Raw genomic sequence first — 10130 nt, 5'->3', positions numbered from 1 at the left:
CAGCGCCCTCGAGGGGGGGGGCTCTCGCTCTCTGAGAGCACCCCCCAGCCCCGCCCCCCGGGGGGGGGGGGGGGGGGGGGGGGGGGGGGGCCCCCCCGCCCCCCCCCCCCTCCGCTCCACCGCGCCCTTGAGGTAGACGACGCCGCCGGTGTGGCGGGTGGCCATGAACCGGCGGGGTGAGGTGAACGGCAGTTCGTCCACGCGCGCGGGCACGTCGTCGGAGGTCAGGCCCGCTTTGCGGGCGGAGACGACGAGCGCGGCCTCGGTGGGGTCGCCGACGGCGGTCCACCGGCCGTCCTGGCGGACCACGTCGGCGTCGTTGCACGCCAGCCCGGCGAGCAGCACCTCGCGCACGGCGTCCGGCGGCGGGGCGTGATCGCCCAGCGGCGAGTAGCCGATGCCCTCGACCTCCCACCGGTGGCCGTCGGCGACGACCTGGCGGACGGTCATGGCGTTGGCGGTGAGGGTGCCGGTCTTGTCGGTGCAGATGACGGTCGTGCTGCCCAGGGTCTCCACGGCGGGCAGCCGGCGGATGACGGCGTTGCGGCGCGCCATGCGGGCGACGCCGATGGCCAGCGTGACCGTCACCGCGGCGGGCAGCCCTTCGGGGATCGCGCCCACGGCCAGCGCGACGGCGGCGGTCACCATGTCGGGCAGCGGCTCGCCGCGCAGCACCCCGATCACGACGGCGACCACGGCCAAGCCGAGGATGACGACGGTGAGCAGCTTGCCGAAGCGCGCCAGCTTGCGGGTGAGCGGCGTCTGCACGGTCGTGGTGGCGCCCACGAGCCGGTGCACCTGCCCGATCTCGGTGTCCGCGCCGGTGGCGACCACCAGTCCGCGCCCGCCGCCGGTCGTGACCAGCGTGCCGGAGTAGGCCATGTCGGTGCGGTCGGCCAGCGCGGTGTCGTGCGGCACGGGCAGCGGGTCCTTGGCCGACGGCCGCGACTCGCCGGTCAGCGCCGACTCGTCCACGCGCAGCTCGCGCGTGCCCACGAGCCGCAGGTCGGCGGGCACCTGGTCGCCTTCCTCCAGCACGACCAGGTCACCGGGCACCAGCTCGTCGGACGCGATCCGCACCGCGGTCCCGTCGCGGATCACGGTCGCCTCGGTGCGGACCATGGCCTCCAGGGCGTCGAGGGCGCGTTCGGCGCGCACCTCCTGGAGGTAGCCGACGACGGCGTTGACCAGGACCACGCCCAGCACCACGGAGGCGTCCACCGCCTCGCCCAGCGCGGCGGTCAGCGCCGCCGCGCCGAGCAGCACGTAGATCAGCGGGTTGTGGAACTGGCCGAGCATCCGCCGCAGGCGCCCGGGGCCGCGCCGCTCGGGCAGCCGGTTGGGGCCCAGCGAGGCCAGCCGCTCGGCCGCCGCCGTGCCGGGCAGGCCGGTGTCGGCGTCGGTCTCGGCGAGCCGCACCACCTCGGGCACGGGCAGGCCGTGCGGCGTGGCATCGCGTTCAGCCGTCGCCGACGGCATCCCGCACCTCCGGGAGGACGACATCGACCACACCGGGGACCGCCGCCGCGACGTGCCGGTCGTGGTCGCGCTCGTGGTCGCGCTCGTGGTCGCGCTCGTGGTCGCGCTCGTGGTCGCGCTCGTGGTCGCGCTCGTGGTCGTGGTCGTGGTCGTGGTCGTGGTCGTCCAGGATCGACACCCGACGGTCCACCACGCACGCGCCGCGCACCCCGTGCGCCGGCCCTGTGAGGTCCGTGCCGGGGGTGGCGGGGACCGCGCCCGTCACGTCGGCGAGCGCCCTGCGCGGGGTGGCACGCGCCGGCTGCCCGTGCGGGAGCGTGCGCGGGTCGGCGGGCAGCCGGTCGCGCAGCGCGTCGGTCTCGGTGACCACACCGACCAGGGTGCCGGCCGGGTCGACCACCGGCAGACTGATGAACCCGTTGGTGGCGGGCAGGGCCACGGCGTCACCCGCTGTCGTCCCGGGCGCGACGGTCACCCCCTCAGGGTCTCGACCAGCGCCTCCGACCTGGCCCGCGCGTCCGCCTCGGACCGCACCGTGCAGTCGGCCGCCCGCAGGCGTTGACGACGTGCAGCGGCAGCTCCCACCGGGTCGCCTCGTCCCGGCCCACCTCCTCAGGGCGCGTTCACCCGAAGAGGTGCCGTCGCCGCGCGGACCCGGCGTCGCGCACCAGCACGCCGACGAGCGCCGGCGGCCCGAGCGCGCAGCAGGCGCACCGCCGTTCGGGCCGCCAAATCGCTTCAGGTCACCATGTCGCACCTCCGATGCACTTCCCGTGCACGCTCCGCACCGCCCAGAATGCGTTGGGTGGCAGCAGGTCCCCACACCGCCCAGCCGCACGGCGGGACTGCCGAGCCGACCGACCCGGGAGCCACCATGACGGGAGACCTTCTGCCGATAGGCCGAGTGGCCGAGGAATCGGGTGTCGCGCCGTCGGCGTTGCGCTACTACGAGCGGGTGGGGCTGATCGAGGAAGGACCGAAGATCGGCGGCAAGAGGCACTACCCGCGCGACGTGCTCGACCGCCTGTCCGTGATCCGCATCTGCCAGAACATCGGTTTCAGCCTCACGGAGATCTCCTCGCTGCTGCGCGAGGCGGACGAGTCGGGCGGTTCGTGGCACCAGGTCGCGGCCCGACGCCGAGCCCGCATCCAGCGCGAGATCGAGCAGCGCCAAGCCTGGTTGGACACGCTCGACGCCACGCTCGCGTGCGGCTGCGCGCAGCTGCTCAAGTGCCCCCGGGTCGCCGGGTGCCCGCTGACGGTCGCGGCGAACCTCCGGAGGGGGCGCGCACGCGGCGACATCACCGGCCGTTCAGCCTGACCCGACGCGGTGACCAGCAGCCACAGCGGACCCGCACGCCGCGGACCGCGCGGCGACTCGACGTCCCTCCGATGTGGACAGCGGGGAACGCTCCGGCAGGTCACGTTCCCAACCCGACTACCGATCACCGGGCCGCCCCGGGTCGTCGGCGACACCGGACGGTGCGGTCGCCGGGCAGTCCTCGTGGGACCGACAACCGGTACGGGGTGGGCGGTCGCGGGTCGTTGTTCGCGGTTCGGGATCCGCGCGGGGTCCGGTGACATCCGGGTCGTGGCGTTCGACCGGCACGGCGACGCCGGCGGCGTACTCGCGGTCGGCGGACCCCACCTCCCGCACCACGCCGACCAGACCAGGCTGTTCTCCGCCGGCCGGTGGGCCGAGGGGCGGCACTGCGAGCGCGACATCCTGTCCTCGCCCGCGCTGCGCGTGGTGGTGTTGCGGTAGCGCGCGGGGCCGGGGCCGTCCGGCGGCGGCCCCGGCCCGCCACGCGGTCAGCGAGCGGGTTCGACCAGTTCGACGAGGATGCCGCCCACGTCGTTGGGGTTGAGGAAGGTCATGCGCGAGCCGGCGGTGCCGCGCCGCGGGGTGTCGTAGAGGAAGCGGACGCCGTGCGCCCGCAGCCCGGCCACCGCCGCGTCCAGGTCGGCGACGGTGTAGGCGATCTGCTGGACGCCCGGCCCGGAGCGCTCCAGGAAGCGGGCGACGGCCGAATCGGTGGCAATCGGGCTGAGCAGTTGCACGCGGGTGCCGGCGGGGTCGGACGCCACCTGGAGCATGGCTTCGCGGACGCCCTGTTCGACGTTGACCTCGATGCCCTCGCAGCGCATCCCGAACAGGGTCTCGTAACGGGCGACGGCGGCTTCGAGGTCGGCGACGACCAGGCCGACGTGGTCGACGCGCAGGACACCGGTGACGGGCAGGGTGCTGGTCATAAGCGGCGGGAGGCGCCTTCCCGGCGACTCCCCTCCCCCTTTCGCTGGTCGGGTCGCTCAGGACAGGACGGCGCCGTTGGCGGGCCGGTGACCGCGGGTGCGGCGGTTGTCCAGGTGCAGGTAGATGCGGTGCAGCCAGCGGTCGCGGCCGTCGTAGCGGGGCAGGAACCGCGAGCGGCCGTGCAGCACGAGGCGGTTGTCGACGAAGACCATGTCGCCCGCCCGCAGCACGACCCCGGTCGCGCTCTCCGCCAGCGCCAGGCGCAGCCGGTCCAGCGCGGTGGCGGCCCCGGGGTCCAGAGCCGTGGTGGCGGCGAAGTCGACGCAGACGTCGGGATCCTCGGGGTCGCCGGTCAGGACGGGTTGGGGGCGGGTGTCCGCGCCGGAGTGGAACGAGGGCGGCGGCGCGGTGACGAAACGGGCGGAGTGCAGCACGGCGCGGTCGTGCGGGTCCAGCAGCGGCAGGGCGTGGCGGATGGACGAGACGAGGGTCCGCGCCCGCTTCTCGTGGTCCTCGCGCAGGCAGATCAGGCCCAGGTAGTCCGGTCGGTGCGGGTGGAAGGCGTTCTCGGTGTGGAACGCCAGTTCGGCCTCCGACCCGGCGTTGCTCTGGGAGTCCTCCAGGCCGTGGACCGGGACCACGTTGTGGACCAGGGCGCCGGACTTCTCGGCGCGGTAGGAGCCGACCTCGCCCAGGTGTGAGCCCAGCAGCACGGCGAGCGCGGCGGGCACGGTGGCCGTGCGCTCCACCGACTCGGCGACGGTCGGGGTGTCGGGCAGGGCGGCGTCCTCGATGGGCAGGCCGGTGACGAGCAACGTCCCCGCCACGCCGGAGTCGTGGCGGTAGTGGCGCAGGGTCCGCGCCAGGCGCGCGGGCAGGTGGCAGGTCAGCAGCCGGGCGCGGGACAACCAGGCCGGGTCGTCGACCGCGCCGGGTGGTGTGCCCACGACCTCCTCGGCCAGGGCGCGCAGTCCCTCCCGCTCGGCGGCGGTGAGGTCGATCCGGTGTTGGGCGACGAGGGTCGGGGGGTTCTGGTCGACAGCGGTCATCTCTGGCTCGTCCTCTCGAACGGGGGCGCCGCGGTGCGCGTGGTCGTCAGGGGGCGGGGAGTGCCCGGTGGTCGACCTTGCCGTTGGCGGTCAAGGGGATTCGGTCGATCACCGTGACCGTGGCGGGCACCATGTAGTCGGGCAGCTCGGCGGCCAGGCGCGCGCGCAGCGCGGCGGGGTCGGGGCGGGCGCCGCGGGCGGCCACCACGTAGCAGGCCAGGACCTTGACGCCGGGCGTGCTCTCGCGGGCCACCACGACGGCGTCGCGGACCTGCGGGTGCCGGGTCACGGCCGCCTGGACCTCCCCCAACTCGACCCGGTAGCCGCGGATCTTGACCTGGTCGTCCGCCCGGCCGAGGAAGTTCAGCGAACCGTCCGGCAGCCACTGGGCCAGGTCACCGGTGCGGTAGAGCCGGTCCCCGGGGCGGCCGTGCGGGTCGGGCCGGAACCGCTCGGCGGTCAACCCGGGCCGGCCCAGGTAGCCGCGGGCGACGCCGACGCCGCCGATGTGGATCTCGCCGGGCACGCCGACGGCCACCGGTTCCAGGTGGGCGTCCAGCACGTACATCGTGGTGTTGGGGATGGGCGGGCCCAGCGGAACCAGCTCGGTGGCGGGCGGCCCGGTCACCGGCTGGCCGGAGTTGCCGATGGTGATCTCGGTCGGGCCGTACTCGGTGGCGACCTTCGTGCCGCCCGGGCCGGCCAGCCGGATCCAGCGGTCGGCCAGGGTGGCGGGGAACGCGTCCCCCGCGGCGACGACGACACCGGCCAGCGCGTGCGCCTGCCGCGTGTCGAGCTGGTGGCACAGCAGGTCCAGGTGTCCCGGTGTCATCTTCACGAAGCTGTACGGGCCGCCCTCGACCAGGTGCCGGCCCAGGTCGGCCGGGGCGAGCGGCTCGGGCAGCAGGTGCACCGGCTGCCCGGTCAGCAGGGGCGTGAACAGGTTCGGGATGCCCAGGTCGAACGAGGTGGAGGAGAACACCGCCGAGCCGCCGGAGCCGTGCGCGGCGTAGGCGTCCACCGTCCACGACAGGTAGTTCAGCAGGCCACGGTGCTCGACCATCACCCCCTTGGGGGTGCCGGTGGAACCCGAGGTGTAGATGACGTAGGCCAGGTGTTCCGGGCGCGGCCCGGTGGGCAGCCGGGTGGTCGGGTGGGCGTCGATCGCGTCGCGCTGCTCGTCCAGCCACACCGCGCGGCCGGCGAACCCGGTGCCGCCCAGGAACTCGCGCTGCGCGGTGTCGGACAGCACGACCCGGCAACCGGTCGACTCCAGCATGTGGCGCACGCGTTCGACGGGCAGGTCCGGGTCCAGCGCCAGGTAGCCCGCGCCGGCCTTCCACGTGCCCAGCAGTGCGGGCAGGAGGTCCGGTGTGCGGCGCAGGCACACGCCGACGACGGTGTCGGGCTGCCCGAAGCCCAGGGAGGCGAGGTGTCGGGCGATCCGGGTGGCGCGCTCGTCCAGGGCGCGGAAGGTCAGCTCGACCGTGCCGACCCGCACGGCCACGGCCTCCGGGGTGACGCGGGCGCGGGTCTCGATCAGTGCCGCGGCGGTGGTGTCGTCGAGGGCGGCCCGGGGACCGGCGCCCCACGTCGAGAGCACCTCGTCCCGCTCGGCGGGCGGCAGGTGCGTGCCCCGCGCGTCGCCGTCGGGGTCGGCGGCCATCGCCTCCAGCACCGATCGGTAGGTGGGGCCGAGGGTGGCGGCCGACCCGGGGCGCAGGACCGTGCGGACCAGCAGCGCCTCCGCCGTGGCGATGACGTGCACGCCGTAGCCCCGGTCCTCCTCCGGGACGACGGGGAGGCCGCCCCGGGTCTCGAAGAGGGCGTGGCGGCGCAGCTCCCCGGCGGCGACGGCCGGGCGGCGGTGGGCCGGGCGGTGGCGGGCGGCCTCCCGCGCGGTCTCCCGGACCGCCGCGACGAGGTCGCGCCACGTGGTCGCGGGCGCGGTGACGGCGAAGGGCAGCGGACCACCGGGCACCGACAGCGCCTCGGGCCGTGGCACGACCACATCTCCGCGCGACGCGGGCTCGGACGCCGACGACGCCTCGGTCCGAGGCACCACACCGGTGCGCGACAAGGGCTCGAACGCCGACCACGCCTCAGGCCGGGGCAGCACCACATCGCTGCGCATCGAGGGTTCGTTGGTGAGCGTGGTGAGCACCTTCAGGTGCGCGGCGAGCAGCACCTCGGGCAGCGGACCGAGCACGGCCAGGCCCGGCGCCAGGTCCGCCACGGGCACCTCGACCGCCCCGGGCCCGGCCTCGCGGGTCCACGGCGTGGGCAGGGTGAACGGGGCGAAGCCGTCGGTCACGGCGCGCCAGTGCGCGCGGCCCGCGCGGTCGAGCAGCCCGGCGCGCTCGGCGGCCACCCGCGGCGCGTGCCGGACCGCGGGGGCGTGCCGGGCAGCGTCCCGCAGCCCGTCCAGGACGGCCTCGGGGTCGACGGCGGCGGCCAGCACCGGGTGCAGGCTCACCAGCAGCGTCGCGCCGCCCTCGGGCGCGGGCACGGCGGCGACCCGCAGGGTGGCCCCCTCGTGGACCGCGGCCCTCTCCGCCGTGACCAGCCCGACCAGGTCCACGTCCACCACGTCCACCACGTTCACCGGGACGGCGCTCTCGGCGTGCACCAGGCACAGCGGCTCCGCGCCCTCGCGGTCGACGGAGGTGCGCAGGACTTCGTGGGTGCGCACCAGGGCGTCCACGGCCTCGCGCAGGTGTTCGGCGGAGAACCCGGCGACCCGGCGGGCGCGCACCACGGCGGGCGCGCCGGCGGCGACGGCGGCCTGGTCGGGGGTCAGCGGGCAGGCGTCCACCACGAGGCCGGCCAGCCGGTCGCGGTCCGCGGGTCCGACGAGCGCGAACGGGGCGATGTCCGCGGGCGACGCCTGCGGTCGGGGGTTCGAGGCGAGCGTGGTCATGCCGGTCTCCTACCGGGTCGCGGGATGCCGGGGGTGAGCGCGGCGCCGATCTCGGCGAGGATCTCGGCGGTGGCGGAGTGCACGAAGAAGTGGTCGCCGGGCAGCACCCGGAGCCGGACGTCGCGGTCGGAGTGCGTCCGCCAGGCGGGCAGTGACGAGTAGGGCACGGAAGGGTCGTCCGAGCCGGCGAAGACGGTGATCGGCACCGGCAGCGGCGCCTCGGGCCGGTGCTCGTAGGTCTCCAGCACGGAGAAGTCCGCGCGCAGGGTGGGCAGCGTCAACGCCATCAGCTCGTCGTTCGTGAGCAGCTGCGGCGGCGTGCCGTTGAGCAGGCGCAGCTCCCGCACCAGGTCGGCGTCCGACGCCGCGTGCAGCACCGGGCGGGTGCGCGGCACGGACGGCGCCGACGCACCGGAGACGAACAGCCGGCGCGGCATCGGCTGACCCAGCGACCGCAGCCGCCGGGTCAGCTCGAAGGCCACCAGCGCGCCCATGCTGTGCCCGAACAGCGCGAACGGCCGGTCCAGCGCGGGCAGCAGCGCCTCCGCCAGGTTCGCCACCAGCGGTCGGACCCGCGTGTGCGGCGCCTCCGACAGCCGCCTGCCCCGGCCGGGCAGCTCCACGGCGCGGACCTCGACGTGCCCGGGTGCGCGGGTCGACCACTCCCGGAACGCGGCCGCGCCGCCACCCGCGTAGGGGAGGCAGAACAGTCGGAACGCGGCGTCGGGCCGGCGTTGCGGCACGTGCCACCACAGCTCGTTCACCCGGCGCCTCCCGCACGGGTCGGCAGCGAGCGGGGCGTTCCCGTTCCGTCGGGCGGGCCGGGGTCCTGCGGCAGGAGGAGGCCGTCCTCCAGTCGGAACAGGCGGTCGGCCAGGTCGAAGTAGCGGTCGTCGTGGCTGATGACCACGACCGCCTTGTCCCGCGCGCGCAGCTCGGGCAGCAGCTCCCGGTAGAAGACGTCCTTGAAGACGGGGTCCTGGTCGGCCGCCCACTCGTCGAAGACGTAGCAGGGCCGGTCGGACAGGTAGGCGGCGAGCAGCGCGAGCCGCTTGCGCTGGCCCTGCGACAGCGCGGTGGTGGAGAACCGGTCGCCCTCGACGCGGACCTTGTGGTCGAGCCGGAGGCGGCGCAGGTACTCGCGCGCCCGATCCTCGCGGTCCGCGGCGGGCAGGCCGACGAGGCTGTCGAAGAGGAAGAAGTCGGTGAACACCGCGGCGAACGACTGGCGGTAGCCCTCGATGCCGCCGGCGTCGACGGGCACCCCGTCGACCGACACCCGGCCCGACTCCGGCTCGTACAAGCCGGTGATCAGCTTGGCCAGCGTCGTCTTGCCGCTGCCGTTGCCGCCCACCACGAACGACACCTCGCCCCGGCGGATCTCCAGGTCGACCGGTCCCAGCGTGAACTGCTCGCCCTGCGGGCCGGGGTAGACGTGGCGGACGCCGCGCAGCTCGATCCGCCGCCACGTGGGCGCCACCGCCCCGGCCACCGCCGGAGGCGCCGCGGCGGGCAGCTCGGCCAGCAGCTCGTCGAGCTTGCCCAGCGCCACCGAGGCGCGGCCGAGCTGGGGCACCCAGATCAGCACGCCCTGCAGGCTGGCCACCAGGAACAGCAGCACCATCACGGTGTCGGCGAGGGCCCGCGGGGGCAGCGCGAAGTGCAGCGGGAGCACGAAGACCAGGACGCCGACGAGGGCGAAGAACAGCGCCTGGCCGCTGCCGGCGGCGCCCTCGAACACCGTCAGGCCGCGGATGCTGTGGTCGCGGTAGGACAGCGCGGTGCGGTCCAGCGCCTCCCCCGCCAGGGCGTCGCGCCGGGCACGGTCGAGCTTGAGCTCCTTGGCGCCCCCGGTGACCGCGCGGAAGTGCTCGAACAGCCGGTCCTGCTCCTCCCGCGCGGCGTTGAGCCGGCGCATCCCCCCGATCGAGAACAACCGGTAGACCGCGGCGCCGACCACCGTGGCCAGCAGCGCGGCCACCGCCACCACCGGGGACACCACGACCAGGTAGACCAGGCCGACCACGACGAACGCCACGCCGGAGCAGACCGCGGGCAGGCCCGGCACGACGTCGGCGACGACGATCACGTCGTCCGACAGCGCCGAGTACAGCCGCGCCGGACCCAGCTTCTCGGTGGTGCGCAGGGGTGCGTCGAGCACGCCGTCCACCAGTCGGCGGCGCAGCCGGTAGATCACGTCCTGGGACAGCCGGAACAGCATGCGCTGCGCGGCGAACCGGGCCAGGACGGTGACCGCGCACAGCGCGACGTAGCCCCACACGACCGCCCGGTCCGCGCCCCGGGCCAGGGCCAGGTTCACCACCACGATGAACGCCGCGCCCGCCGCGCCGCTGACCAGGCCGGCCGCGATCGCGGCCAGGAAGACGCGCGGCGACGAGCGCATCAGGTGCCGGAACAGACCCACGGG

The 10130-nt window shown here is 75.4% G+C and carries 9 protein-coding genes; 2 read left to right on the top strand and 7 right to left on the bottom strand.

The window, feature by feature from the left end; translation table 11 throughout:
* Positions 1 to 1479, bottom strand: a 1479-nt coding sequence (locus tag ACFXGA_RS27915) for a cation-translocating P-type ATPase (RefSeq protein WP_378092815.1), incomplete at its 3' end; no start/stop codon positions are given.
* Positions 1460 to 1954 (bottom strand): CBS domain-containing protein, encoded by a 495-nt coding sequence (locus tag ACFXGA_RS27910; RefSeq protein ID WP_378092813.1) that lies wholly within the window; start codon positions 1952 to 1954, stop codon positions 1460 to 1462. The genes ACFXGA_RS27910 and ACFXGA_RS27915, both read right to left, overlap by 20 nt.
* 429 nt (positions 1955 to 2383) lie before the next feature.
* On the opposite strand from ACFXGA_RS27910, the gene ACFXGA_RS27905 reads away from it, so the two are divergent.
* Both ACFXGA_RS27905 and ACFXGA_RS27900 read left to right on the top strand, forming a co-directional pair.
* On the top strand, positions 2384 to 2800 hold the full coding sequence (locus tag ACFXGA_RS27905; protein ID WP_378092811.1) for a MerR family transcriptional regulator: 417 nt from the start codon (positions 2384 to 2386) through the stop codon (positions 2798 to 2800).
* A 270-nt stretch (positions 2801 to 3070) separates the two neighbouring features.
* Positions 3071 to 3244 (top strand): hypothetical protein, encoded by a 174-nt coding sequence (locus ACFXGA_RS27900; RefSeq protein WP_378092809.1) that lies wholly within the window; start codon positions 3071 to 3073, stop codon positions 3242 to 3244.
* 47 nt (positions 3245 to 3291) lie between these two features.
* Here ACFXGA_RS27900 and mce read toward each other — a convergent pair whose 3' ends face one another.
* Genes mce through ACFXGA_RS27875 form a run of 5 tightly spaced genes read right to left on the bottom strand, consistent with a single transcriptional unit; the run spans position 3292 to position 10127 of the window.
* The gene (gene mce, locus ACFXGA_RS27895) at positions 3292 to 3732 is read right to left on the bottom strand and encodes a methylmalonyl-CoA epimerase (RefSeq protein WP_378092807.1); all 441 of its coding nucleotides are present in this window, start codon (positions 3730 to 3732) and stop codon (positions 3292 to 3294) included.
* A 57-nt stretch (positions 3733 to 3789) separates the two neighbouring features.
* Positions 3790 to 4782, bottom strand: coding sequence for a TauD/TfdA family dioxygenase (locus tag ACFXGA_RS27890; RefSeq protein WP_378092805.1), 993 nt, complete (start codon positions 4780 to 4782; stop codon positions 3790 to 3792).
* A 46-nt stretch (positions 4783 to 4828) separates the two neighbouring features.
* Positions 4829 to 7702: an amino acid adenylation domain-containing protein gene (locus ACFXGA_RS27885; RefSeq protein WP_378092803.1), complete on the bottom strand. Its 2874-nt coding sequence runs from the start codon at positions 7700 to 7702 to the stop codon at positions 4829 to 4831.
* Positions 7699 to 8466 (bottom strand): thioesterase II family protein, encoded by a 768-nt coding sequence (locus ACFXGA_RS27880; protein WP_378092800.1) that lies wholly within the window; start codon positions 8464 to 8466, stop codon positions 7699 to 7701. The genes ACFXGA_RS27885 and ACFXGA_RS27880 overlap by 4 nt, the downstream gene beginning before the upstream one ends.
* A complete protein-coding gene (locus ACFXGA_RS27875) occupies positions 8463 to 10127 on the bottom strand; it encodes a cyclic peptide export ABC transporter (protein ID WP_378092798.1) in 1665 nt (554 codons plus the stop codon). Before ACFXGA_RS27875 ends, ACFXGA_RS27880 begins: the two co-directional genes overlap by 4 nt.
* Positions 10128 to 10130 lie beyond the last annotated feature (3 nt).

Source organism: Actinosynnema sp. NPDC059335 (genome assembly GCF_042752395.1).
Classification (GTDB): domain Bacteria; phylum Actinomycetota; class Actinomycetes; order Mycobacteriales; family Pseudonocardiaceae; genus Actinosynnema.
This window is presented reverse-complemented; position numbering and strand designations above follow the sequence as displayed.